The sequence below is a fragment of the Streptomyces sp. SP18BB07 genome (assembly GCF_036322545.1).
GTDB lineage: Bacteria > Actinomycetota > Actinomycetes > Streptomycetales > Streptomycetaceae > Streptomyces > Streptomyces deccanensis.
Window position 1 is genome coordinate 103,219 of the sequence record NZ_JAQYWT010000341.1, and the last position, 25,476, is coordinate 128,694.

20 protein-coding genes are annotated in these 25,476 nt (G+C 74.0%); 7 read left to right on the forward strand and 13 right to left on the reverse strand.

The window, feature by feature from the left end:
- The first annotated feature begins 99 nt into the window (after nt 1–99).
- Complete coding sequence (locus PUR53_RS30725; RefSeq protein WP_443078096.1) at nt 100–1,383, forward strand: GNAT family N-acetyltransferase; 1,284 nt, start codon at nt 100–102, stop codon at nt 1,381–1,383.
- Between the two features lie 60 nt (nt 1,384–1,443).
- On the opposite strand, the gene PUR53_RS30730 is transcribed toward PUR53_RS30725, so the two are convergent.
- Nucleotides 1,444–2,655: a trans-sulfuration enzyme family protein gene (locus tag PUR53_RS30730; RefSeq protein ID WP_329910342.1), complete on the reverse strand. Its 1,212-nt coding sequence runs from the start codon at nt 2,653–2,655 to the stop codon at nt 1,444–1,446.
- Between the two features lie 60 nt (nt 2,656–2,715).
- Here PUR53_RS30730 and PUR53_RS30735 point away from each other — a divergent pair, with 60 nt between their 5' ends.
- Together PUR53_RS30735 and PUR53_RS30740 are read left to right on the forward strand one after the other, a co-directional pair.
- On the forward strand, nt 2,716–3,207 hold the full coding sequence (locus tag PUR53_RS30735; protein ID WP_033528993.1) for an Lrp/AsnC family transcriptional regulator: 492 nt from the start codon (nt 2,716–2,718) through the stop codon (nt 3,205–3,207).
- Between the two features lie 122 nt (nt 3,208–3,329).
- Nucleotides 3,330–5,021 (forward strand): DUF885 domain-containing protein, encoded by a 1,692-nt coding sequence (locus tag PUR53_RS30740; protein ID WP_329910343.1) that lies wholly within the window; start codon nt 3,330–3,332, stop codon nt 5,019–5,021.
- A 99-nt stretch (nt 5,022–5,120) separates the two neighbouring features.
- On the opposite strand, the gene PUR53_RS30745 is transcribed toward PUR53_RS30740, so the two are convergent.
- A complete protein-coding gene (locus tag PUR53_RS30745; protein WP_329910344.1) occupies nt 5,121–5,651 on the reverse strand; it encodes an immunity 21 family protein in 531 nt (176 codons plus the stop codon).
- Between the two features lie 100 nt (nt 5,652–5,751).
- Nucleotides 5,752–6,255: a rhodanese-like domain-containing protein gene (locus PUR53_RS30750; RefSeq protein WP_329910345.1), complete on the reverse strand. Its 504-nt coding sequence runs from the start codon at nt 6,253–6,255 to the stop codon at nt 5,752–5,754.
- A gap of 131 nt (nt 6,256–6,386) precedes the next feature.
- Here PUR53_RS30750 and PUR53_RS30755 point away from each other — a divergent pair, with 131 nt between their 5' ends.
- On the forward strand, nt 6,387–6,842 hold the full coding sequence (locus PUR53_RS30755; RefSeq protein ID WP_239752256.1) for an Lrp/AsnC family transcriptional regulator: 456 nt from the start codon (nt 6,387–6,389) through the stop codon (nt 6,840–6,842).
- A gap of 42 nt (nt 6,843–6,884) precedes the next feature.
- Here the strand turns inward: PUR53_RS30755 and PUR53_RS30760 are convergent, their stop codons facing one another.
- The 6 genes from PUR53_RS30760 to PUR53_RS30785 form a co-directional block, all read right to left on the reverse strand.
- Nucleotides 6,885–9,875: an SMC family ATPase gene (locus PUR53_RS30760; protein WP_329910348.1), complete on the reverse strand. Its 2,991-nt coding sequence runs from the start codon at nt 9,873–9,875 to the stop codon at nt 6,885–6,887.
- Nucleotides 9,872–11,035 carry an exonuclease SbcCD subunit D gene (locus PUR53_RS30765; protein ID WP_329896815.1) on the reverse strand — a complete coding sequence of 388 codons (1,164 nt, stop codon included), beginning with the start codon at nt 11,033–11,035 and terminating at the stop codon, nt 9,872–9,874. The genes PUR53_RS30760 and PUR53_RS30765 overlap by 4 nt, the downstream gene beginning before the upstream one ends.
- 112 nt (nt 11,036–11,147) lie before the next feature.
- On the reverse strand, nt 11,148–13,040 hold the full coding sequence (locus PUR53_RS30770; RefSeq protein WP_329896814.1) for an ABC transporter ATP-binding protein: 1,893 nt from the start codon (nt 13,038–13,040) through the stop codon (nt 11,148–11,150).
- Nucleotides 13,041–13,163: 123 nt separating this feature from the next.
- On the reverse strand, nt 13,164–13,790 hold the full coding sequence (locus PUR53_RS30775) for a YigZ family protein (RefSeq protein ID WP_329896813.1): 627 nt from the start codon (nt 13,788–13,790) through the stop codon (nt 13,164–13,166).
- A 90-nt stretch (nt 13,791–13,880) separates the two neighbouring features.
- Nucleotides 13,881–14,471 carry a SixA phosphatase family protein gene (locus PUR53_RS30780; RefSeq protein ID WP_329910349.1) on the reverse strand — a complete coding sequence of 197 codons (591 nt, stop codon included), beginning with the start codon at nt 14,469–14,471 and terminating at the stop codon, nt 13,881–13,883.
- A complete protein-coding gene (locus tag PUR53_RS30785) occupies nt 14,468–15,205 on the reverse strand; it encodes a hypothetical protein (RefSeq protein ID WP_329910351.1) in 738 nt (245 codons plus the stop codon). Before PUR53_RS30785 ends, PUR53_RS30780 begins: the two co-directional genes overlap by 4 nt.
- A gap of 310 nt (nt 15,206–15,515) precedes the next feature.
- Between PUR53_RS30785 and PUR53_RS30790 the strand changes: the two genes are divergently transcribed.
- The gene (locus tag PUR53_RS30790; RefSeq protein ID WP_329910353.1) at nt 15,516–15,926 is read left to right on the forward strand and encodes a CoA-binding protein; all 411 of its coding nucleotides are present in this window, start codon (nt 15,516–15,518) and stop codon (nt 15,924–15,926) included.
- Between the two features lie 73 nt (nt 15,927–15,999).
- Entirely contained in the window at nt 16,000–16,698 is a 699-nt protein-coding gene (locus tag PUR53_RS30795; protein WP_329910354.1) for an ABC transporter ATP-binding protein, read from the forward strand.
- Nucleotides 16,699–16,732: 34 nt separating this feature from the next.
- Here the strand turns inward: PUR53_RS30795 and PUR53_RS30800 are convergent, their stop codons facing one another.
- The 4 genes from PUR53_RS30800 to PUR53_RS30815 all read right to left on the reverse strand — a co-directional run bounded on the left by PUR53_RS30800 (nt 16,733) and on the right by PUR53_RS30815 (nt 25,030).
- The gene (locus PUR53_RS30800; RefSeq protein WP_329896808.1) at nt 16,733–17,713 is read right to left on the reverse strand and encodes an ABC transporter ATP-binding protein; all 981 of its coding nucleotides are present in this window, start codon (nt 17,711–17,713) and stop codon (nt 16,733–16,735) included.
- Nucleotides 17,714–17,787: 74 nt separating this feature from the next.
- Nucleotides 17,788–20,487 (reverse strand): FtsX-like permease family protein, encoded by a 2,700-nt coding sequence (locus PUR53_RS30805; RefSeq protein ID WP_329910355.1) that lies wholly within the window; start codon nt 20,485–20,487, stop codon nt 17,788–17,790.
- Nucleotides 20,488–20,687: 200 nt separating this feature from the next.
- Nucleotides 20,688–23,936, reverse strand: coding sequence for an ABC transporter permease (locus PUR53_RS30810; RefSeq protein ID WP_329910356.1), 3,249 nt, complete (start codon nt 23,934–23,936; stop codon nt 20,688–20,690).
- Between the two features lie 161 nt (nt 23,937–24,097).
- Nucleotides 24,098–25,030, reverse strand: coding sequence for a universal stress protein (locus PUR53_RS30815; RefSeq protein ID WP_329910358.1), 933 nt, complete (start codon nt 25,028–25,030; stop codon nt 24,098–24,100).
- Between the two features lie 77 nt (nt 25,031–25,107).
- Between PUR53_RS30815 and PUR53_RS30820 the strand changes: the two genes are divergently transcribed.
- Nucleotides 25,108–25,476 carry a VOC family protein gene (locus tag PUR53_RS30820; RefSeq protein WP_329910359.1) on the forward strand — a complete coding sequence of 123 codons (369 nt, stop codon included), beginning with the start codon at nt 25,108–25,110 and terminating at the stop codon, nt 25,474–25,476.

The window sequence follows — 25,476 nt, forward strand, 5'->3', positions numbered from 1 at the left end:
AAGAAATAAAAGGTGCGGATCGATGCTTTTACCGGGCAGTCACAAAGCGTTTGTGATCACGCAACACCGTTCGTTCACAGTGGCCACATGACTCCAGACATGTCTGATGTGACGCGTGCGAAGAACGGTCGCCCGGTGCGCCACCGGTTGCTGTCGGCCACGGCGGGGCTCCGCGGCTGGTGGGAACGGCGCCACGGTCACGCGCCGCCGCCGAGTGATACCGACGCCCGGCCGCCGCTCGCCGAGGGGCGGCAGGCCGGGCCGTCGGAGGCGGTCCTTCCGGTGGTCTCCGGTGTGACCCTGATGTGGCGCATGCGGACGACCGTGAAGGACCAGCCGGGTTCGCTGGCCGCGCTGTGCACGGCGCTCGCGGAGCTCAGGGTCGACATCCTGAGCCTGCAGACGCATCCGCTGGCCGAGGGCACGGTGGACGAGTTCCTGCTCCGGGCGCCCGAGGAACTGTCGGCCGCCGAGATCGGCCGGGCCGTGGCGGAGTCGGGCGGCACCGGGACCTGGATCGAGCGCGGTGACGCCCACGACCTGGTGGACGCGCCGACCCGGATCCTCGGTCTGGCCACGCGCACGGCACTGGACGCGGCGGAACTGCCGCTCGCGCTGCGGCAGTTGCTCGGCCGCTGCACCATCCGCTCGCTGCCCGCCACCGCTCCCGGCTCGGGCCGGGCCCAGGAGAGCGTCCCGGTCGAAGGGGCCCTGGAGGACACGGTGATGCGGTTGCGGGCGCCGGAGGGTGGCGTGATCACGGTGGAGCGGCCGTACCTGCCGTTCACGCCGACCGAGTTCGCGCGGGCGCGGGCGCTGGTGGAGCTGGACGCGCGGCTCGGGCCCCGCATCCCGCGCAGCCATGACGTCCTGACCCTGCCGGAGGGCAACGACATCACGGTGCGCCGCGCCGACGCGGGCGACCTGCGGGCGGCGAAGGCGATGCACGAGCGGTGCTCCGCACGCACGCTCACCATGCGGTACCACGGGCCCGTGGGTGACGCCGACCGGTATCTCAAGCATCTGCTCAGCCCACGTTTCGGGCGGACGCTCGCCGTGCAGACGGCCTCGGGGCGCCTCGTCGGGCTGGGACACCTTCTCTGGGACGGCGACGAGACCGAGATCGCGCTGCTCGTCGAGGACGAGTGGCAGCGGAGGGGCATCGGCAGTGAGCTGCTGCGTCGTCTGGTGGAGATGGCGGCCGGGGCCGGGTGCGAGAACGTGTACGTGGTGACGCAGGCGTCCAACACGGGCATGGTGGCGGCGATGCGGGGTCTTGAGCTGCCGCTCGACTACCAGATCGAGGAGGGGACGCTGGTGATCACCGCGCGGTTGTCCGAGGTGGGGGTCGTCGAAGCGGTGGAGGGTCGGAGCAGGGGGTGACGGGTGGGTCGGGTGCGGTGGGCGGGGGCAGCCCCCGGCCACCTGGCCCGACCCGGCCAGCTAGCGGGCGGCTGCCTCGGCCGTGATCCGTTCGCCCGGTGTCCCGGCGATCCGGTCCCCCAGCGCACCGTCCAGGTCCGCCCACAGGTCCTCGATGTCCTCCAGGCCCACCGACATCCGCAGGAGCCGGTCGCTCACCCCGGCACCGCGACGGTCCGCCTCCTCCACGATGCGGTGGCTGATCGAGGCCGGGTGCTGGATGAGCGTGTCCACGCTGCCGAGGCTCACCGCCGGGGTGATGAGGCGGACGGCGGCGATGACGTCGTGGGGGTCGCCGTGTACCTCGAAGGCGATCATGGCGCCGCCGATGCGCGGATAGTGGACGCGGGCGACGCGCGGGTCGGCGGCGAGGCGGTGGACGAGTTCGGCGGCGGTCGCGGAGGCCGCCCGGACGCGGACCGGGAGCGTGGACAGGCCCCGCAGGAGGAGATAGCCGGCGAGCGGGTGCAGGACGCCGCCGGTGGCGAAGCGGACCTGCCGGAGCCGTCCGGCGAACTCCTCGTCGCAGGCCACGACCCCGGCCATGACGTCCCCGTGCCCGCCGAGATACTTGGTGGCACTGTGCAGGACGAGCCGGGCGCCCTGTTCGACGGGGCGTTGCAGGACGGGCGTGGCGAAGGTGTTGTCCGCGAGGAGCGGGACCGAGCCGCAGGCGTGCGCGAGGGCCCGCAGGTCGATTTCGGCGAGGGTCGGGTTGGCCGGCGACTCGACGAGGACCAGACCCGTGTCGGGGCGCAGCGCGTCCGCGACGCCGGCCGGGTCGACCCAGGTGACCTCGGTGCCGAGCAGCCCGGCGGTGAGGAGATGGTCGCTGCAGCCGTACAGGGGCCGTACGGCGACGACGTGCCGCAGGCCCATCGAGGCGCGGACGAGGAGGACGGCGCTGAGGGCGGCCATACCGCTGGCGAAGGCGACCGCGCTCTCAGTGCCTTCGAGACGGGCGAGGGCGGTCTCGAAACGGGCGACGGTCGGGTTGCCGAGCCGGCCGTAGATCGGCGGGCCCTCCGGCTGGGCGCCGTCACCGGCGAAGGCGTCGATGCGGGCGGCCTCGCCCCGGCTGTCGTACGAGGGGTACGTGGTCGACAGGTCGATCGGCGGGGCGTGCAGGCCCTGGCGCGCGAGGTCGTCGCGGCCGGCGTGCACCGCCTCGGTGGCGAGTGCTCTCGGCGTGGTGCGTGCGTGGTCGTACGCGTGCGTGCTCGCTGAGTTCATGGACGTCAGGGTGAACATCGACCGGACGTCGGCGTTCGAACGCCGTGCTACGTTCGAACAATGGCCGATTCCGTCGTACTCGATCCGGTGGACCTCCATCTGCTGCGGCTGCTGCAGAACGACGCCCGGACGACGTACCGGGACCTGGCGGCCCAGGTCGGGGTGGCGCCGTCCACCTGTCTGGACCGGGTGACACGGCTGCGCCGTGCGGGCGTGATCCTCGGCCATCAGCTGCGGCTGGATCCGGCCAAGCTGGGGCGGGGGCTGGAGGCGTTGTTGTCGGTGCAGGTCCGGCCGCACCGGCGGGAGTTGGTGGGGCCGTTCGTGGAGCGGATCCGGGCCCTGCCGGAGTCGCGGACCGTCTATCACCTCACCGGACCGGACGACTATCTCGTGCATGTCGCGGTGGCGGACATGGCGGATCTGCAGCGCCTGGTCCTCGACGAGTTCACGTCACAGCGCGAAGTCGCACGGGTGGAGACCCGGTTGATCTTCCAGCAGTGGGAGTGCGGGCCCCTGCTGCCGCCGGACGCGGATCGGCCCTCGCCCTGAGTCGGGGAACGCCGACCGGCCTCGGACGCTGATCACGCCCTGAGCGGAATCCGGCCGACGTAAGGCCCAAGCGCCTGGTAAGCAGCTGACGCCGGCCCCGTGGCCGTACCAAGATTGTCGGCATGTCTGACACCAAGAGCCCCCTGCCCCGTGAGGTCGCCGACGCGTATGTCGACGATCTCATCGCCCTCGACCCCGTGACCGGTACGTATCTGGGCGTGAAGGAGAGTTCCGGCAAGTTGCCGGACACCTCGCCGGCCGGGCAGGAGGCCCGTGCGGAGCTGATCCGGACGACGCTCGCGCGGCTCGACGAGGCGGAGCGGCAGCCGGGCGCGGACAGCGACGTCGAGCGCCGGTGCGCGCGCCTGCTGCGCGAGCGGCTGACGGCGGAGCTGGCCGTGCACGAGGCCGAGGAGGGGCTGCGCGCCGTCGGCAACATGGTCACGCCCCCGCACGAGGTGCGTGAGGTCTTCACGATCACCCCGGCGGAGAGCGAGGAGGACTGGGCGGCGATCGCCGAACGGCTGCGCGCGGTGCCGACGGCCTACGCCGGGTACCGCGAGTCCCTGGCGCTCGGGCTGGAGCGGAAGCTGTACGCGGCCCCGCGCCCGACCGCGACCTTCATCGGCCAGCTCACCGAGTGGGCGGACACGGACGGTTCGGGGCGCGGCTGGTTCGAGGACTTCGCGTCCGCGGGCCCCGAGTCGCTGCGCGCCGAGCTGGACGAGGCGGCTCGTGGCGCGACCCGGGCCGTGGTGGAACTGCGCGACTGGATGCGCGACGTGTACGCCCCCGCGGTCGAGGGGGCACCGGACACGGTCGGCCGGGAGCGCTACGGCATGCTGGTCCGCTACTTCACGGGGTCGGACCTGGACCTCGACGAGGCGTACGCGTACGGCTGGGCCGAGTTCCACCGGCTGCTCGGCGAGATGAGGCAGGAGGCCGCGAAGATCCTGCCCGGCGCCGAGACACCCTGGGTGGCGCTCGCGCACCTAGACGAGCACGGCCGGCACATCGAGGGCGTCGACGAGGTCCGCGACTGGCTGCAGTCGCTGATGGACGAGGCGATCGAGGCGCTGGACGGCACCCACTTCGACCTCGCCGAGCCGGTCCGCAAGGTCGAGTCGTGCATCGCCCCGCCCGGGGGTGCGGCGGCCCCGTACTACTCGGCCCCGACCGAGGACTTCTCCCGCCCCGGCCGCACCTGGCTGCCGACGATGGGGGCGACCCGCTTCCCGGTGTACGACCTGGTCTCCACCTGGTACCACGAGGGCGTTCCCGGCCATCACCTCCAGCTCGCGCAGTGGGTGTACGTCAAGGACGACCTGTCGCGCTACCAGGCCACGATCGGCGGGGTCAGCGCCAACGCCGAGGGCTGGGCGCTGTACGCGGAGCGGCTCATGGACGAGCTGGGCTTCCTCAAGGACGCGGAGGAGCGGCTCGGCTACCTGGACGCGCAGATGATGCGCGCGGCCCGGGTCATCGTCGACATCGGTATGCACCTGGAGCTGGAGATCCCGGCGGACTCGCCGTTCCACCCGGGCGAGCGCTGGACCGTGGATCTGGCCCAGGAGTTCTTCGGCGCCCACAGCAGTCGTCCGGCGGACTTCGTGGAGAGCGAGCTGACGCGTTATCTGACGATGCCGGGTCAGGCCATCGGCTACAAGCTCGGCGAACGTGCCTGGCTGCTCGGCCGGGAGAAGGCCAAGGAGCGCCACGGCGAGGCCTTCGACGCCAAGGCCTGGCACATGGCGGCGCTGTCCCAGGGGTCGCTGGGCCTGGACGACCTGGTGGACGAGCTGTCCCGCCTCTGATCCCGACCGGCCGGGCCCCCACCGCCACCTGCAGCGGGGGCCCGGCCGCCCCGCTGTCGGTTCCGGCGCCGGGCAATCGCGCTCCCGGCCGGCCTCACCTCACCTGTCGGTCAGCGGTCTCACCCTGATCAGGCCCAGCCAGGTCTCCGGGCCCGTCGAGACCTGGGCTGCGCTGATCCCGTACGGGCCGGGGGCCAGCTCCACCCGTACGTGGTCGGTCTCCCGCAACGACCTGCCGGGCCAGACGGCGTCGAGGAGGACGACCGGTCCCGGCACACGCCAGCGCAGCTCCGGCTCCCAGGCCGCGGTGTCGAGCGCCGCCGGAAGTCCCGCGAGGAGTTCGGTCTCGGAGTCGGCCGCGTAGCAGCGGACGAAGACGCCGTGCCCGGGCAGATACGCGGTGGGGGCGGGTTCGTCGCCGAGGACCAGGGCGCGGGTGTCGCCGACCGGCAGCAGGCCCACGGGTCCGTCGACGTCACAGGCGCGGTCGTAGTCCGAGGACGTCTCGTCGCCGTCGGCGCCCGCCCAGAACGGCAGTACCGCCTCGGGTATCGCTATGAGCGGCCCACCGCTCGACTCCACCCACCGCACCACATCGGGCACCACCGCCGCGTCCGCGTATCCAGCCATGCCCAGAAGTTACACGGCGGAGCCCGAGGTGAACTCGCCGCCCCCGAGCGCTTCTTGACAGACTGTCAGCAACTGGGTCGGCCACGGGACGGCAACCGGGTCAGCAGCCGCAGTCCTCGGCGTCCACGGGCGCGGTCAGCGGGTCGGCGGCGCGGCGCGCCTCGCCCTCCCAGGTCTCGTAGGCGAAGCCCTCGCGCGCCCAGTACTCGAAGCCGCCGAGCATCTCCTTGACCTGGAAGCCGAGTTCGGCGAGGGCGAGGGCCGCGCGGGTCGCCCCGTTGCAGCCGGGGCCCCAGCAGTAAGTGACGACCGGCACGGACTTGTCGAGCAGTTGCTCGGCCTGGTCGGGGATGAGGGCGGTGGGCAGGTGGACCGCGCCCGGGACGTGCCCCTGGTCCCAGGACGCGGTGGAGCGGGAGTCGAGGACGACGAAGCCGGGGTCGCCGTCGGCGGCGAGGGCAGCGGCCACGTCGGAGACGTCGGCGTGGAAGACCAGGCTGGCCCGGAAGTACGCGGCGGCCTCGGCCGGGGCGGCGGGGGCGACCCGCAGGACGGGGTTGAGGCGCAGGCCGGGGTTGACAGCGGATGCGGTGGCGACGGTCATGAGCTGGCCTTTCCCTCGGGGAAGCCCTTGCTTCCCTCACCGGAAATCTACGTCGGACGATCATCCGCCTGAAGAGGCGATCCACGGCCAGGACCTTGAACGGCCGGGGATTCCCCTGCTATCCATCGAGCATGACCGCGAATTCCCCGTATCTGCCCGATGCCACCGACTGGCGCATCCTGGAGGTCCTCCAGCGCGAGGGCCGGGCCAGCTTCGCCGAGCTCGCCCGAGCCGTGTCGATGTCGGCGAGCGCGGTGACCGAGCGGGTGCGGCGGCTGGAGGAGGCGGGCGTGATCCGGGGCTACGCGGCCGTCGTGGACCCCGAGCGGCTGGGGCTGCCGATCCTGGCGTTCGTGCGCCTGCGCTACCCCAACGGGAACTACAAGCCGTTCCACGATCTGGTGGCCGTCACGCCCGAGATCCTGGAGGCGCACCACGTCACGGGCGACGACTGCTTCGTGATCAAGGTCGCGGCCCGTTCGATGCGTCATCTGGAGGAGGTGTCGGGCAAGATCGGCGCGCTCGGGTCGGTGACGACGAGCGTCGTCTACTCCTCACCACTCCCCCGCCGCCCGCTGGGCCACTGACCTCGCCACCGCACGAACCACCCAGCCCACCGACTCACCAGCTCACCGACCCCGCTGCCGTACGACCGATCCCGTCCGCTCCTTCACGACCTCCAGCTGGGCGTGGACGCGGCGGCGCAGGTCGGCGACGTGGCTGACGATGCCGACGCTGCGGTCGCGTTCGCGCAGCGCGTCGAGGACGTCGAGGACCTCGTCGAGGGTCTGGTCGTCGAGGCTGCCGAACCCCTCGTCGATGAAGAGGGTGTCGAGCCGTACGCCACCCGCCTCGTCGGTGACGACGTCGGCCAGACCGAGGGCGAGCGCGAGGGAGGCGAAGAACGTCTCGCCGCCGGAGAGCGTGGCCGTGTCCCGCTCCCGCCCCGTCCAGGCGTCGACGACATGCAGCCCGAGGCCGCTGCGACCGCGTCCGGCCCGGTCGTCGGAGTGGACGAGGGTGTAGCGGCCGGAGGACATCCGCTGGAGCCGTACGGTCGCGGCGGCGGCGACCTGTTCCAGCCTGGCGGCGAGGACGTACGCCTCCAGGCGCATCCTGCGCTCGTTGTCGGCGGAGGTGCCGGCCGCGAGCCCCGCCATCCGGGCGACACGGTCGTACTCCTCGCGCAGCGGTGCCAGCCTTCGTACGGAGGCGGTGGCGCGGGCGGAGAGCCGGTCGAGCTCGGTGCGGCGCCGCTCGGCGGCGTCCCACGCGGAGACGGCGTCCTGCAAGCGCCGGGCGGCGGCCTCGGCGTCCCGTTCGGCGGCCTGGAGGTCGGCGGGCGGCTGCCCGCCCGCGGCGGTCGTCTCGGCCTCGGCGAGCACGGCTCTCACGGCCGCCTCCTCCGACTGCCAAGCGTCGAGGCGGTGTTGCAGGTCCCGGTGGGCGGCGTCGTCGAGCACGGCGGCCGCCGCGTCGCGCGGGGTGTCGAACCCGGCCCGGAACGCCGCGTCGGCGAGGCGCGCGTCGGCGTCCTTCAGGCGTTGCGCGGTGTCGTCGGCCACCCGGGCCGCCTCGGCGGCGCCGCCGAGCCTCGCGGCCCGCGCCTCCAGCCGCCCGGCCAGCTCGGCGACGCTCTCGGCGTCGCCCCGGGCCTGCGTCAACTCGGCCTCCAGCGTGGCCCGTTCCCGCCCCAGGGTGTCGCGTCGGGTGTCGCGGGACGCGGCCCTGACCGCGGCCTCCTGTCGTGCGGCGGCCCGCCGGTCGCGCTCCTGTTCGGCGTGGAGCAGGGCCTCCTGCGCGGGGTGGAGGTCGACGGCGCGCCGCCGGGCCTCGGTGTGCTCCCGCTCCAGCTCCGCCACCGTCTCCGCGAGCCGGTCGGTGGGCGTGTCGCCCGCCTCGGCGCTCGCGGCGGCCAACGCCCGCTGCGCGAGGGCCAGTTGCCGCTCCGCCCCGGCCCGCTCCTCATCGGCCCGCTGGAACGCGGCGAGTGCCTCCTCCTCCGCCTCCCGGTCCACATGGCCCGCGACCTTCCGGGCGGGTGCGGGGTGTTCCGTGCCTCCGCAGACGGCGCAGGGCCGCCCGTCGACGAGTCCGGCGGCGAGCTCCGCCGCGATCCCCGACAGCCGCTGTTCCTTGAGGTCCAGCCAGTGGGTGCGCGCCTGTGCCGCCCGCTCCGCCAGCCGCAGGACCCTCGCCTGGGCGGCGTCGGTGTCGCGGCCGAGCTGGTCGCGCTGGCGGGCGGCGGCGAGCCGCTGCTCGGCGGGTTCCCGCCGGACGGCGAGCTGCTCGGCGCGGGCGGCGGCCTCCTGCGCGGACTCGATACGGCTCTGCAGCCCGGCCCGGGTGGTCTCCCACTCGGCGAGCCAGCCCTCGGCGTCCTGGAGAACGCCCTCGTCCGCCCGTTCCTCGTCGTCCAACTCGGCCTGCTCGGTGAGGAGTACGGCGAGCCGCCGCTCGGCTCGCCGGGCCGACTCCAGCGCGCCCAGCTCCTGCGAGGCCCTGCGGGCGGCGGCGGCGAGTCCGGCGGCACCCGCGTCGGCGTACTCCTCCGACAGGCGCGCTCGGGCTTCCTCGTCCTCCGCCCTGGCCCGCCGGTGCTCGGCCTCGGCGGCGTCCCGCAGCTCCAGTGCCGGGGCCACGGCCTCCGCCTTGCGGGCGCGTTCCATCCGCGCCCGGTCCTCCCGGTGGGTGTCCGCCCGCTCCTCCAGCCGGGCGGCACGTTCCCGGGCCTCCGCGAACCGCCGTTGCAGCCGCGCCACTTCGCGTACGTCGTCCAGCACGCGGTCGGCGGCGGCCCGGGCCGACTGGGCCGCCGCCCGCGCGCAGTGGGCGATGGTGAGCCGTTCCCGGGCGGTGCTGCGGGCGACGGCGGCCCAGGCGAGGACCGCGTCGGCAAGACCGGGGTCCCCGGGGGCCAGGTCGGGCAGGTCCGGGGCGTCGCCCGCCGCCTGCTGCATCCGGTGGGCGTCGGCGAGCAGTGCCGCGTCGCCCTCACGCACCCTGGCCTCGGTCTCCCGGCGGCGGTCGGCGAGTCGCTTCTCGACGGCGGCGAAGTGGTGGGTGTCGAAGAGGCGGCCGAGGAGCCGCCCGCGCGCCTCGGCGTCGGCCCGCAGGAACCGGGCGAAGTCGCCCTGCGGCAACAGCACGACCTGGCAGAACTGTTCCCGGCTCATGCCCAGGAGCTGGGTGATCTCCTCGCCTATCTCCTGGTGGGAGCGGCTGAGGTCCTTCCAGGAGCCGGCGGCCGCGTCGTACTCGCGCAGCCAGCTCTGCGCCTTCTCGACAGTGGTGCCCGCGCCGCGTTTCTTGGGCCGCTCCCAGGGCGGCTGCCGGGTGACCTCCAACCGGCGACCGGCCACGGTGAGTTCGAGACGGACCTCGGTGCGGGTCGTGGGTGCGGCGTGGTCGCTGCGCAGGTTCATGCCCTGGCCGCTCTGGCGGGCCCCCGGCACCGAGCCGTACAGCGCGTAGCAGACGGCGTCCAGGACCGAGGTCTTGCCGGCGCCGGTCGGGCCGTGCAGCAGGAAGAGCCCGGCGGCCGAGAGGTCGTCGAAGTCGACGGACTCGGTGCCGCCGAAGGGGCCGAAGGCGGCGAGGTCGAGCCGGTGGAGCCTCATCGGGCGACCTCCCGGACCGTCTCGTCGGCCCGTACGGCGTCGAACGCGTCCCTGAGCACGGTCCGTTCGTGTTCGTCGGGGCCGATGCCGCGGACATGGGCCACGAAGTCCTCGGCGATCTGCTGGTCGTCCCGGCCGGCGAGGCGCCGGGCGTAGGAGACGTCCGGGTCGCCGGGGGCCCGTTCGGGGTCGAAGACGAGGCTGAGGGTGTGCGGGAAGCGTGCGCACAGCCGGGCCATGGGCTCGGCGGGCCGGACGGGGTCGGTGAGGGTGGCCTCGACCCATGCCTCCTCGTGGCGGGCCAGGTCCGGGTCGGCGAGCAGGTCGTCCAGCCGCCCCCTGATCCGGGCGAGGGGGCGTGGCACGGGGCAGTCGATCCGCTCGGCCTCGACCGACCCGTCGGCCCCGAGGTCCACCAGCCACATGCTCTTGCGGTGGTCGGCCTCGGAGAAGGAGTACGGCAGCGGGGAACCGGAGTAGCGCACCCGGTCGGTGAGGGTCTGGCTGCCGTGCAGATGGCCCAGCGCCACGTAGTCGACGCCGTCGAAGACACCGGCGGGCACGGCGGAGACCCCGCCGACGGAGATGTCCCGCTCGCTGTCGCTGGGTTCGCCGCCGGTGACGAAGGCGTGGGCCAGGACCACGGAACGGGTGCCCGCCGGCCGCCCGGCCAGGTCGGCCCGGACCCGGTCCATGGCGGCGGCGAGCACCGCTTCGTGGCCCGCCTTCTCGACCCCGAACTCGTCCTTCACGAGGGCGGGTTCGAGATAGGGCAGGCCGTAGAAGGCGACGCCGCCGTGGGCGTCCGGGAGGGTCACGGGGGTGCCGGCGGCCGAGGCCGACGTCCGCAGATGGATGCCGGCCCGGCCGATGAGGCCCGCCGCGACGCCGAGCCGTCGCGCCGAGTCGTGGTTCCCGGAGATCATCACCGTGGGCACGTCCAGCTCGGCCAGGCGGTGCAGGGCGTCGTCGAAGAGCTCGACCGCGGCCAGCGGCGGCACCGCCCGGTCGTACACGTCGCCCGCCACGACCACCGCGTCCACGTCGCGTTCCCGCACCGTCGCGACCAGCCGACCGATGAACTCGGCCTGCGCGCCGAGCATGTTCACCCGGTGGAACGACCGGCCGAGATGCCAGTCGGATGTGTGCAGAATTCTCAAGAAACTGCTCCGACCTGCATGCGTCCCCCTCTGTCACCCGTGGCCCCGGCACCGGACCACTACGGCCCGCTCTCAGCACCGACCACGCTAACGCCTGTCGGCACGTGGTCCGTCACACACCTCGCTCCGCCGCCTCATGACCGGCGGGCGCGGCCGGTGCGGGCAGGCCGTCGAGACCGGCTCCGCCGACCGGTCCCGCGAGGTCCGACTCGGCGCTCTCGCCCAGGAAGCCGCCCGACTGGTGCTGCCACAGTTTGGCGTAGGCGCCGTTCGCCGTGAGCAGTTCCTCGTGGGTGCCCTGCTCGACGACGTTCCCACGGTCGAGGACGACGAGACGGTCCATGCCGGCGACGGTGCTGAGACGGTGGGCGACCACGAGGGCGGTCCGCCCGTCCATCAACCGCCACAGGGCGTCCTGGACGAGGACCTCGCTCTCCGAGTCCAGCGCGCTGGTCGCCTCGTCGAGGAGCAGGACCGGGGCGTCGCGCAGGATGGCCCTGGCGAGGGCGACGCGCTGGCGCTGCCCGCCCGAGAGTTTCACTCCGCGCTCCCCCACCAGCGTGGCGAAGCCGTCGGGAAGCTGGCCGACGAACTCGGTGACGTGCGCGGCGGCGGCCGCGGCGTGGATCTCCTCGTCGGTGGCGCCGGGCCGGGCGAAGGCGATGTTGTCCCGCAGGCTGCGGTGGAACATGGCGGGTTCCTGCGGGACGTAGGCGATCAGTGAGCGCAGGTCGGTCTGGCGCATGCGGCTGATGTCCTGTCCACCGATGAGGATGCGGCCGTCGTCGATGTCCGACATCCGCAGCAGCAGCCGGGTGAGCGTGGTCTTGCCGCCGCCGGACCTGCCGACCAGCCCGATCCGCGCACCCGCCGGTACGTCCAGATCGAGTCCCTGGAAGATCGGTTTCGCGCCCGCGTGGGCGAAGGTCACCGTCTCGAAGCGGACGCCGGTGTCGCGCGGTGCGAGCGGTTCGGGCTCCGGGGGGTCGAGCACCGTGGGCGGATCCAGCAGCAGTTCGGTGAACTGCGCGGCCTCGGTCATCGAGGTTTCCAGGCGCCGGTAGATCTGGTTGAACTCGAACATGATCTGGGTCGCGTTGGAGTAGTAGGTGAAGGCGACGACGACCTCCTCCACTCCCCGGCCGGAGCCCCCGAAGGTGATGGCGACCAACAGCCCGAGCACATTGGTCAGTACGGACATGGGGGCGATCAGGGTGTCGACGCGCAGATTGCCGTAGTCCCACGACCGCAGCGTCAGGCGCCGGGAGTCCGCGACCCGGTCGCGGTGCTCCTCGGCTTCCCGCCGCTCGGCCGCGAACGCCCGGATGGTCTCCATGTTCACGAGGCTGTCGGCGACGTGGCCGGAGACCCGGGCGACGGCAGCCTCACGGTCGTTGACGAGCCGCTGCCGACGGCGGATCAGCGGTGTCGCGGCCACCACGGTCACGGCGATCATCACCAGGAGGCCGACGACGAGCATCGGTTCGTAGGTCCACAGCACCACGGCCCCGAACAGCAGGGGGACGACACTCCCCACGATCCGGAAGGTCAGCGTGTCGACGAAGTCCTCGAAGCGCTTGCCGAAGCTCAGCACCCGTTTGGTCAGGGAGCCGGCGAAGTTGTCGTGGAAGAACGCGGCGTCCTTGGCGAGGAGTTCGTCCATGCCGCTCACGTACAGGTGTTCCATGCCGAGGGCGTCCACCCGGTTCAGGCAGTGCTGCCCGACCCGCCACACGGCCTCGGCGAGCAGCAGTGTCGCACCGAAGGCCAGCACGTACGGCAGTGCCGAGCCGAGGGTGAGACCGCCTTCGTCGGCGGCCTGTCCTGCCAGTTTGGCGATCAGCAGGGGGGCGACATAGCGGATGCCGATGTTGCCCACGGCCGGCAGCAGCAGCGCCGGCAGGGCCAGTCGTCGAAGGCGCAGCAGTTCCCGACCGTAGCGGTGCAGCGCCAGAACGACCGCGCTCCTGCCCGGCGTCGACCCGTGCGTTTCTGTAGTCCCCATCACACTCCCGGAGTTAGGAAGTCGGAAGTGTCCCGTCGACGGAGGCCCTCAGTCCACATATTTAACGCGGACCGGCGAGAATCGGACACCGCCGCCCTCAGGGGACGTGGGGGGCGTTTTCGCTCAGGTGTCCCCGTACGCCTCTCCGCCGAGTTCGAATCCGGCCGTGCCCGCGGTGGTGTCGGCGAGCCAGTCGCGGAAGGCGTCCACGTCGGCGTCGGGGAGTCCGATCTCGATCGTGACGGCCTCGCCGTAGTGGACGTCACGGACCTCGCGCCCGGTGGACCGCAGGTCGTTCTGCACCTTGCCGGCGCGTTGGTGGTCGACGGTCACCGTGGCCAGCCGGAAGCGCCGGCGCGTGAGGGTGCCGAGCGCGTCCAGCGCCTCGCCCACGGCGCCGCCGTACGCCCTGATGAGGCCGCCCGCGCCCAGCTTGACCCCGCCGTAGTACCGGGTGACGACGGCGACGACGTACCGCATGTCCCGGCGCAGCAGCATCTGGAGCATCGGGACGCCGGCGGTGCCGCCGGGCTCCCCGTCGTCGCTCGCCCGCTGGACGGCCGCGTCGGCGCCGATGACGTAGGCGAAGCAGTTGTGCGTGGCGTCGGCGTGCTCCTTGCGGACGGCCGCGACGAAGTCCTGCGCCTCCTGCTCGGTGGCCGCAGGGGCGAGCGCGCACAGGAAACGGGAGCGGTTGACCTCGGTCTCGTGCACTCCGGCGCGGGCGACGGTGCGGTACTCGTCCTGCATCCGGCCAGCCTATGCGCACGCCGGCGCACGCCGGCACGGGGCGTTCGGCCGGGGCGCCGGCGGGGACGCGGGACGCCCTACGGGAGCCGATCAGGCGCCCTTCTCACCCTTCGCGCCCTTCACTCCCCTCACTCCCCTCGTGTCCTTCCGGCCCCTGGCCACGATCAGGTCCGTCAGCAGGGCCGTGCCCGGCGCGAGCGCGGCCCAGGTCTCTCCGTGCCAGGAGAGGAAGGCGATCGCCGAGGTGGGGAACTTGGTGCGCACGTCGTCCAGCGCGTCGTCCAGGGCGTCTCCGGCCAGGTCGAGGACGAGTTCCTCCAACCCCGGGTTGTGGCCGACGAGGAGCAGCGTCCGCACATGGTCGGGGGTCTCGCGCACCACCTCCAGCAACTCGGGCACCTCGGCCGCGTACACCCGCTCGTCGTGCCGTACGGGGGGCGGCGTGCCCCACTCCGCGGCGGTCAGTTCCCACGTCTGACGGGCCCGTACGGCCGTGGAGCAGACGGCCAGGTCGGGCAGACAGTCCGCCTCGGCGAGGGCGCGCCCGACGGCGGGGGCGTCACGGCGTCCCCGGGGCGCCAGCGGCCGCTCGTGGTCGGGGACGCCCACCGGCCAGGCGGACTTGGCGTGCCGCAGGACGATCAGTCTGCGCAGCGGGCCCGCTCCGGCGCGCGCCATCATGCCGATGCTCCGATCTGCCGGGTGAGCTCCAGCCCGAGGAGCCGGTCGGCGTAGGCGTACGTCTCGAACCGCGCCCCGTCCGGCACGTCCCGCGCACCCTCCACGTCCCGCAGTACGTCGAGCACCGCGGGTACGTCGAGGTCGTCCTCCCAGGCCGCGCGCAGGGCCTGCCGTACGGGCTCGGGAACCGGCCGTGACGGTCGCGTCGCCCACGCGGCGACCGCCGTGCGCCAGTGGTCGAGCGTGTCGGCGGCCTCCGTGAGCGCGGTGGCGTCGAGGGTCACGGGGACGCGCCGAGGGTGGGTGAGCAGGGCGAACCGGAGGGTGGTGCCCGACGCGACTGACGCCTCGGCCCCCCTCACCGGGGCGACCTCGACCGTGATGTCCGTGCCGGCACGGACATCACCGTCGTCGGCGCCCGGCCCGTGATCGCCGTCCCCCGGCTCCCCCTCCCCCGAGCCGGTCACGCGCAGCTCCCGCCCGCCGCCCCTCGTCGCGGTGGTCTCGCTCGGCCGGACGCCGAGGTCGTCGGCGCGCCGCCGCAGCGCGGCGGGCGGGTCGGCGACGAGGAGGACGGGGCTCCCGCCCAGTTCCAGGGCACGGGCGAGGACGTCGGCGACCAGCAGGACCCGCAGGGCCGTGGTGTCCTCCCCCGGCACGTGGGCATGGACCCGGGTGAGCGCCCTGTGGATCTCGGCGGGCTGGCCGGTCCGGGCGTCGGTGATACGCAGCACGGGGTGAGCGTAGGCGCGGAAGCGGTCGAACGCAGTGCGGAGGACACGCTTCCGGTCGGCGCGCCGCGGTGCGCGTGCCCTGAGGGGGCGGCGCCGGGAATCGCCGGACACCGCACGCTGTTGGCGCAGGCAGGCCCGCCACCGGGCGCTCGCGCACCGAACAGGCGGGCACGGACGGGCACACGGGACAGACGGACAGACGGACAGACGGACCGACTGACTGGCTGACTGGCTGGCTGACTGGCTGACTGGCTGACTGGCTGACTGGCTGACTGGCTGACAGACAACTGACGGACAGAGGAGACGGAACATGTACGGCGACCCGGCCACGATCCGCAAGATCCTGACGGAACTCGGCGACACCTGGGCGGTCGTCGGCCTGTCGACCAACCGCGACCGGGCGGCGTACGGCGTCGCGGAGGTCCTCCAGCGCTACGGCAAGCGTGTCGTCCCGGTGCACCCCAAGGCCGAGCCGGTCCACGGCGAGCAGGGATACGCCTCCCTCGCCGACATCCCCTTCCCGGTGGACGTCGTCGACGTCTTCGTCAACAGCGACCTGGCCGGGCCCGTCGCCGACGAGGCGGCCCGCGTCGGCGCCAAGGCGGTCTGGTTCCAGCTGGGTGTCATCGACGAGGAGGCCTACCACCGCACCCGCGAGGCCGGCCTGGACATGGTCATGGACCGCTGCCCGGCGATCGAGATCCCACACCTGGGACGGTGATCGGGCCTGGCCGGGCGTTCCGTCGGGTGAGACACTCGTACGCTGCGGAATCGGGGAGCACACGGGGGGCGTGATGGGCCAGGCGGTGACCGCTGCCATGCTGCGGGTGGCGGATGTGCACAAGTCGTACGGTCGGGGCGCCGGCGCCGTCCACGCCCTGCGCGGTGTCTCCTTCGAGGTCCCTCAGGGGGAACTCGTCGCCCTCAAGGGGCGCTCGGGCTCGGGCAAGACCACCCTGCTCAACATCGTCGGCGGTCTGGACGAACCGGACGGCGGACACGTCACCATCGACGGGCTGGACCTTCGCGACCAGGGCGAGGACGCCCTTCTCGCCCTGCGCCGGGAGCGGATCGGCTTCGTCTTCCAGTCGTTCGGGCTCATCCCCATCCTCACGGCCGCCGAGAACGTGGGCGTACCCCTGCGGTTGCGCAAGGCGGACCCGCGCGAGCGGCGGGAGCGCGTCGAACTGCTGCTGTCCCTCGTGGGGCTCGCGGACCATGCCGCGCAGCGCCCGGGCGAGTTGTCGGGCGGGCAGCGCCAGCGGGTCGCGATCGCCCGTGCCCTGGCCAACAGTCCCTCGATCCTCATCGCCGACGAGCCGACCGGCCAACTGGACGCGGAGACCGGGCACTCCGTGATGGAACTGCTGCGCGCGGTCGTCCGCAGCGAGCGGATCACGGCTCTCGTGGCCACCCATGACACGACCCTGCTCGACCTCGCCAATCGTGTGCTGGAGCTGAAGGACGGCCGGATCACCGAGTCCGAGTCCTAGGGTCGGCGCCGGGTTCGTCCCGGAGCCCCGACTGTCACTCGGCCGGGCCCCGGCCGTGGCGGTCGTTCCGGGCGTCGTCCGGACGGACGGCGATGTGGTCGGGCTCCAGTTCCAGGGCGACGCGGTCGCGCATCCCCAGGGCCCGGGTGTACTCGGCGGGGAGTTGGAGACGGCCGGCCCGGTCGAGCATGGCGTATTCGCGGGCGACCAGGCTCTCCTGGCCGGTGGCGGAGTCGACCTCGCTGTGGCGCAGGACCTCCGTCGCCGTGCGGCCGTCCCGGATGGCGACCGTACGGCGGACCTCACCGGCGACGGACTGGTCGTGGGTGACGATCACGATGGTGGTCCCCAACTCCTCGTTGGCGGTGCGGAACGCGGCGAAGACCTGTTCGGCGGTGTGGGAGTCGAGTTCGCCGGTGGGCTCGTCGGCGAGCAGTACCGCGGGATCGTTGGCGAGGGCGACGGCGAGGGCGACGCGCTGCTGCTGGCCCCCGGACATCTCGTGCGGTCGGCGGTCGCGACACTCGGCGACGCCCAGCAGGCCGAGGAGTTCCATGACGCGCTCGGCCCGGGTTCGGCGCCCGCCCCGGGCGCGAGCCAACTGCAGGGGCAGTGCGACGTTCTGTGCGGCGGTGAGATAGGGCAGGAGGTTCTGGGAGGTCTGCTGCCGGACGAAGCCGACGGTCCCGCGACGGTAGGCGAGTCGTTCCTTGGAGGACATCGTGACCAGGTCGTGGTCGGCGACACGGGTGGCGCCGGCGGTGGGTCTGTCCAGTCCGGCCAGGATGTTCATGAGGGTGGACTTGCCGCTGCCGGAGGCGCCGACCAGGGCCAGCAGCTCTCCCTCGCGGACAAGGAGGTCCAGGCCCTGCAGGGCCTGGACCTCCACACCGTCGGCGGTGAAGATCCGCACCAGCCGGTCGCAGCTGATCAGGGCGTCCTGGCCGTAGGCGGCGGCGTCGCGCGCGGCGAGGGCGCGGTCGGCGAGTTCGTGGAAGGTCGGGCTGCTGGTCATCGGCTGCTCCTGGGCGGTCGGAGGGGCACGGGCCGGTGCCGGAGGGCGCTTGTTCTCGACGTTCTGGTCACTGTCTACGTGTCACCCAGCCTCAGTTCGCGCACCGAGCCACGTCGGCCGGTCCACCAGGCCTGGCCGGCGGGCACACCGACGGCCAGGAGCAGCACGGCGAGAGCCGGCACCGCCAGGGAGAGCGGATCGGTGCGCAGCACGGCCCCCTCGACGCCGGACGGGGAGGCCAGGGCGATGGTCGTGATGTCGACGCCGGGCGACAGCAGGTGGATGGCGACCCAGCCGGTCAGCACGCCGCCGGCGGCGGCCAGGAACGCCTGCGGCAGGGCGGTGAGGATCAGTAGTCGGCGGCCCTGGGACCGGGTCATGCCCATCGTGCGCAGCCGGGCGAGCAGGGCGCCGCGTGCGGGCGCGGTGCGCAGCACGGTCAGGACGAGCGCGAGGACCGCGTACCCGGCGCCGGCGGCGACCGCGACTCCGTACAGGCGTTCCGCGCCGGACTGCAGTGGTGAGTCGACGTGGCGCGTGCGTTCCTCGGAGCGCAGCCGGACCGTTGCCGCTGTGCCCCGCGCCGTCGAGCGCAGCTCCCGGCCGTTCAGGGCGTCGCCGGTCAGCAGCAGGGTCGTCGCCCGCACCGCCCCGCGGGGAAGGCCGGCACGGTCCACGACCAGGAAGTCGTCGCCGGACACGGCCGGGGTGCGGTCCCGGACCAGGACGACGCGGACGGTGACGGAGGTGCCGTCCGGGAGCAGGACGGAGTAGGGGCCGGGGCCGTACTCGTCGGCCACACGGGGCGAGGCCAGCGCGGGCAGGGGCCGGTCGGCGCCGCCCGTCGTACCGGCGTCGGTCGTACCGCCGCCCGTCGTACCGGCGTCCGCCTGCCGGAGGCTCGCCGCGTCGAACGGACCGAGCCCCGTGCGGCGGGAAAGGTCCGCGTAGGCGTCGGGGTCCACACCGGCCAGCGGCAGCAGCTGACTGCCTTGTTGCGGCTTCGCGTCGTAGGTGACGTTCGCTTCCGCCACGTCCCGTACGCCGGGCAGCCGGCGCACGCGGTCGGGCAGGGTGCGGGGGAGTTCACCGGCGGTGGTCTCGATGCGGCCGTCCGCGCCCACGTGGGCGAGGGCGGCCTGGTCGCGGGCCGCTGTGACGCCCGCCAGGACCGAGCCGCCGAACGCGGCCGTGGTCAGGGCGCTGAGCAGGGCGAGCAGGGGCAGTACGGCGAAGCCGGGGGCGCGGGCCACCTGGGCCAGTGACAGCGGGACCACCAGGCCCCGCATGCGTGTGGTCGCCCTACTCAGCGCACGCAGCGGCCAGGGGTGGAGGCGGGCCAGCAGCAGAGCCGCGACCACGCCCGTCAGCAGCGGGGCGGCGGCCACCAGAGCGGTGCTGCCGGATCCCTGTCGGCGCAGCGCGGCGACCGCCCCCACCGCGATCACCAGGACGGTCAGTTCGGCCACCGTGCGGCGCCGCGAGGGCGGGGTGTCGGCGAGGTCCTCCCGCCCGTCGTGCATCCGTACCGTGCGGTGTGCCACCAGGGCGCGCAGGGGGAGCGCGACGCAGGCGAGCAGGGTGACGGTGAGGGCGGCGGCCAGGGCGGGCGCGGTACGGGCACCGGGCAGGACGAGCAGTGCGGCGGTCAGTCCGAGGGCGCCGGCGGGTACGGCCACCGCCGCCGTCTCCGCCAGCAGCCGGGCGGCCAGGCCGGGCAGGGAGGCGCCGCGGGCCCGCAGCAGGGCCAGCTCCGCGCGGCGCCGGTCGGCTGCCACACCGCCGGCCATGGCCAGGACGATCACGGCGAGGCTGCCGGTCCCGACGGCCGCCAGGAGCAGCAACGGGGCGATTCCCGACCGCAGTCGGGCGTGGTCCGCGAAGACTTCGTCGAGATTGGTCTCGGCCTCCAGGCCGGCGTCGACGACGGTCCGCAGTCGCTGCACTCCCGGCCCCGACTCCAGGGCGGCCACGGCGGACACCAGCCGGTCGAGGTCGTGGCCGCGCAGGGTGTCGATGTCCGGGGCCACGTTCCAGTACCGCTGCGGGCGGCCCGGGGTGCCCAGGAGGACCGGGCCGGCGTCGGGGGCGAGCAGCAGGCCGCCGAGCCAGTGGACGTCGGTCGGCGGGAGGTCGGGGCGGCGGCTCAGCGCGGGGGTGCGCAGCACCGGCAGTGCCGACCAGTAGGCGCCCTCGGGCACGCGGGGGACGACGATCCCGGTGATCCGGACGGCGAGCGGGGCGCGTGCCGAGCCCGGTAGGTGGATCACCGAGCCCACCCGGATGTCGAGCGTGCGGGCGGTCTCCACGGTGACGGCGGCCTCGACCCGCGCGGTCGCCGCGGTCACCGGCGCGCCCGTGGTGCGCGGCAGCCGGCCCGCGCTGAGCCGGGCGTGGGAGGCCAGCTCCTGCTGGGCGGCGAGCACCAGTTGGGCGGGGCGGCCGCCGGGCTGCGGGAGCCAGGGGTCGGACGCCTCCATGGGGACGGTCGTGCGTACGCCGTACGACGACTGCGCGGGGTCGGGAACCAGCGGCGCCTCGGCGGTGGCGAGGATCTCGGCCCGCGCCTTGGCGAGCGGACCGACACGCAGGGCGGCCTCCGTCTCCTCGACGGAGTCCATCCAGGGCAGCGGGACCCGCGTCTGCACGGTCGTCTGGTCGGGCAGCGCCTGCTCGACGGCCCGGCGCAGGCCCGCGTCCGCGTACCGGTCGACGGCGCGGGGATACGCGGCGGCCAGCGCCGCGGTCACGGCGACCAGCAGTGCAAGGGCCACGGACGTACCGGCGAAGGCCCTCAGCCGGGTCCGCAACCCGGCCCGTACGCGCGGGTGTGACGCGTTCGTGCCCGTGTTCCCAGGGGGCAACGTTTTCGTCCCGCCGTCCCGACGGGGCGTCGCCTTCGTCCTTCCGTCGCGAGGGGGCGTCGACTCGGGTGTCTTCGTCCTTCGGTCGCGACGGGGCGTCGGCTCGGGGGTCACTGCGTCACCTCGTCCCGGAGAGCCGTCACGGGTCTCGCCCGTCGCAGGGCGAGGGCCAGGGTCACGAGGGCGGGGCCCGCCGCGAGGGCGGCCAGCAGGGCGGTCAGCCGCCCGAGCGGCAGCTCGACCAGCACCGGCGGGATCGGCCGGGTGGCCTCCTGGGTCAGGACGACGAGGGGAACCAGCGCGTGCGTCAGCACCGTGCCCAGTGCCGTGCCGACCAGCAGCGCCAGGGTCACCAGTACGCCGTGCTCAACGGCGACCAGCCGGGCCAGCCGGCGGCGTGGTGTCCCCAGGGCGCGCAGCACGGCGAACTCGCCGTCCCGGGCGCGCGTCGCCCCTGCCGCGCTCACCGCGAAGCCGAGCGAGGCGAAGAGCACCGTCACCGCCGCCGCCGCGACCAGCGCGGCTTCCGGGCCCGCCCCGAACGGGTCGCCCCGCAGCTTCGCCGCCAGTTCGTCGCGCACCGTCACCTGCTCCGGGTCGACGTCGGGCAGCGCGCGCACGGCCGCCGCGGTGGCACCGGGCGCGGCCGTGCTCAGCCACCACTCGGTGGGCTTCAGGCTGGTTCCGTTGCGGGCCTGGAGGACCTCGTTGACGGCCCTGAGGTCGACCAGCAGGGCACCGCCGTCCTGTGCGGTGGCTTCCGTGGTGGGCAGGGCGCTCGCGGTGCGGACGATGCGTACGGGGACGGAGCGGCCGTCGAACGTCACCTCCACGCGCTGCCCCTCGCGCGCTCCGGACGCGTCGAGGTACCGGTCGGTGGCGACCGCGACGATCTCGGGCGCGGCGGGCTGGACGACGTTGAGCCGGACCTCCAGCGGCAGGGCGGGCGACAGGAGGTCGGACAGCTGGTACCCGGTGCTGTACGTGAGGGTGACGGGTGCCGTCGAGGTGAGTTCGGGGAGGGCCGGCCGGGCGTCGTCCTCGGGCGGGGCGGCGCCCGGGTCGGCCTCGATCGCGCTCGTCCACTTCGTCGGCAGGGTCAGCCCCCGGACGTCGCCGTCGCCCGTGGTCGCCGTGAGCGCGCCGAGGACCAGGCGGTGCCGGTGCGGGCGTTCGGTCGGCTGCGTCGTGCTCAGTCGGAGCCCGGTCAGCGCCAGTGGGCCCCGGGCGCCGGCCAGGTCCGGGGTCAGCCGGTGCGGGCGGCCGTCGGCGGGGAGGTGGCCGGACGGCAACTCGTAGGAGGTTCCGTGCCGGTCCCGCACCGTGAGCGCGACGTCCGCCTCCGTCCCCGGCGTGCTGCTGTGCAGGGCGGCGGTCAGGGTGAGCCGGGTGGTGCGCTCGGGTATGTCGACGCCCGCGGGCGCTCCGCGTGGCGCGAGCCCGGCGAGCAGCGGACCGTCCGTCAGATCGGGCCGCGCCAGCACCGACCCGGCGGCCTCCCTCGTGTTCAGGGCCACGACGGTCGCCTTGCGGCTGCCGGAGAGCGACATCGTGCCGCGGACCGCCGGGGCGACCGCGTCCACGTGCGGGAGGTCCGCGTAGACGTCCGTACGGCCCACCACGCCGCCCCCGGAGCCCAGGACACGCACCTCGGCGCCCGCGCGGAAGTCGGCCTGGTCGGCCTGGGAACGACGCCAGGACGCGTCTTGCCCGATCGCCACCACGCCCAGCGCCACGGAGATGACCAGGAGCAGCACCGGCCCGGCCCCTCGCATGGGGCGGCGGCTGAACTGCCAGCCGACCATGGCGGCGGTCAGCCCGTGCCCACGGGTCAGCAGTCGCTCGCCGACACGCGCCAGCAGGGGCAGCAGCCGCAGCACCAGGACCGTTCCGGCGAGCAGGACGAGGGCGGGCGCCACGACCAGCAGCGGGTCGACGCCGAGGACCCCCTCGCGGTCGGCGGTGACGGCGCCGGAGTCCTGGCTGCCGAGCAGCCAGAAGGCGACACCGGCGACGGCGAGCAACCCGACGTCGGCCCCGGCGCGCAGCGAGGCGGGCAGCGCCCTCGCCCGCGTCGGGACGGCGTCCGCGAGGGACGCCCGCCATGCCGGGACGGCCACCGCCAGCGCACACAGGGCGGCCACGCCCGCGGCGACCGCCCACACCTCGGGTCGGCCCCCGGCCGGCAGGTCGACACGCGCCCCGGTCCGGCCGAGCGCGCCCCGCGCGACCAGCAGCCGTGTCAACGGCCCCGCCAGCAGCGGCGCCAGCACCACGGCCGGGACGGAGATCAGCAGGGCCTCCAGCGCGGCCAGGCCCGCGAGCCGGGCGCGGGTGGCACCGCGCGCACGCAGCAACCGGGTCTCGGCCATACGGTCGGAGTCGAGCAGGCGTGCGACGAGCAACAGGGCGCAGGCCGCGAGCAGTCCGAGCTGACCGGCGACGATCAGCAGGCCGGCACGCGTGACGAGCAGGGAGCGTTCGACGCGGTCCAGGACCTCGGGCAGGGCGGTGTCCGCCACGGTCGCGCTGCTGAGCGCGGGGCGCTCGCGCAGCTCGGCGCTCCCCGAGCGGGCCGCCTCGCGCAGTGGGCCGATCCGGTCCGTCGTCAGCGAGGAGTAGTCGGCGGAGACCAGCCAGCCCGAGGCGCCGACACTCACCCGGCCCGACGCGGGCACGCCCGCGGCGGTCAGCAGGGGGCCGTACGTCGTGAAGCTCGACGCCTTCACGCCGCGGCCGCCCAGGTCGTCCAGCCGCCAGTAGGGCGCCCGGACGTCCACCGGCCGGTACAGGCCGGTGATCAGCACGGGTACCGCCGGGCCGTCCAGCTGGTCGGTGACGGTCAGCCGGGTGCCGGGCGCCACCCCCAGTCGCTTGGCGGCGCTCTGCGGCAGGGCGACCTCGAGGGGCCCGGCGGTCACCGCCTCACGGGGGAGCCGCCCGGCGACGGTCCGCACCTGAGTGCGGTCCAGGGCCGCGAAGTAGGTGAGGTTCGGGTTTTCGCCCCGCTCGGAGGGTGGCCGCAGCGCCCCCGGCAGGGCGTAGGGACCGGACCGCAGCAGGGTCCGTACCCGCACGGGCAGCCCGTCGAAGACGGTACGGGCCCCCGCCCGCACGGCCTCGTCGGCCGCCTGCCGCTCCTCGGCGGGCACGTCGGCCTTGAGCACCAGAGCGGCCTCGGCGGCGGTGCGCTGCTCGGCGAGCGACCGCCGCAGCGCCGCGTCGCCCATCGCGCCCGAGTAGGCGGTGAGCGCTGCCAGTACGGCTGTGGTCAGCAGCACGGTCAGCAGCACGGCACCGAGGAGCACGCGGTACGCCCACGCCCGCAGCACGAGGAACCGTAATAAGCCCGCAGGCACCGCTCTTTCCCCCACCGAACCCCCCGTTTCCAACCGCACGGACCGGACCGCGACAGGACGTCGGTGGCGTGCGACCGCAAGAGGGCATTCTAGGACTGCCTTTGGTCACCTTGTGATCGATATCGACGGGTCTTAACGGCTCCGGAGCCTCACCCGGAGCCTCAATCGTGTGGAACGACCGCTACCGGTACCCCGGCGTGATGCAGCACCGCGTGGGCGACCGGACCGATGTGCGCCCCCAGCGGCGAGCGGCGGACGTGCCGCCCGACGACGACCAGGGAGGCCTCCAGGGATGCCTCCAGCAGATGGTCGGCGGCCTTTCCGCGCCGTGACTCCTCCACCACCTCGACGGACGGATACTCCAGCCGCCAGGGCCGCAGTGCGTCGCTCAGCCCGGCGGCGTCCGCACGGCCCAGGTCGGCGTCGAGATCGGCGGCCAGGCCGGGCCTCTCCCGCAGGCCCGAGCGGGGCGGCGGACTCCAGTCGTGGAGGATGCGCAGCGCTGTCCCGCGCACGGCGGCCGCCTCGAAGGCGAACCGGATCAGGGTGTGGTCCGGGTGCGCGAGGTCCACGCCGAGCACGACGGGCCGGAACGGCGTCGCCGTGACCGGGGCCCCGGCCGGACCCGGGGCGTGCTCGTCCTCCGCCCGCTCCCCCGCCCGTACGAGGACGACCGGCCGCTCGGCGTGCGCGACCACGTGCAGTCCCACGGAACCGAGCAGGAAGCCGGCGAGCCCGCTCAGCCCCCGGGAGCCGAGGACCATCAGCTCGGCCTCCGGAGCCGCCTTCACCAGCTCCTCCGACGCCCGCCCCGTCAACTGCTCGACCCCGACGTCGACGCCGGGATGGCGCAGCCGGATCCCGTCGGCCGCCTCCCGCAGCACCTGCCCGACGCCCGGCTCCGCCACTGTCTCCGCTCCCGCCTCCGCCTCCTCCCCCAGCGCCGGGGCCCGCCCCATCGGCTCGGGGACCATCTCCCAGACGTTGAGCAGGCGCAGCGGCAGTGCGCGCAGCCGTGCCTCCCGGGCCGCCCACTCGGCGGCGGCGAGGCTCTCGCGCGAACCGTCGATGCCCACGGTGACGGTGCGGAACATGGGCGCACCTCCTGAGGTCGAGGCCTCTTTCCAGCATCGCCGCAGGGCGAGGGATCCGCAGGGGCGAGAATCGGACCATGCTGAGAATCGGATCCGTGGTGCTGGGCGCGTCCGACGTGCGGCGGGCGGCCGCGTTCTGGGGGGAGGCTCTCGGGTACGTCCCCCGCGAGGAGCCGGAGGACGACTGGGTCGTCCTGGTGCATCCACGGGGTGTGGGCGCGCAGCTCTCCCTGGGCCTCAGCGAGACTCCGGTGCAGGACCGGCCGCGGGTGCACCTGGACCTCTACGCGGGGAACGCGGAGGACCAGGCGGCCGAGGTCGAGCGGCTGGTGGGCCTCGGTGCGCGGCGCGTCGACTGGGACGACTACCCGGAGGACGCCGACTTCGTCGTCCTCGCCGACCCGGAGGGCAACCGCTTCTGCGTGATCGACACCGGCCGGGGGTGA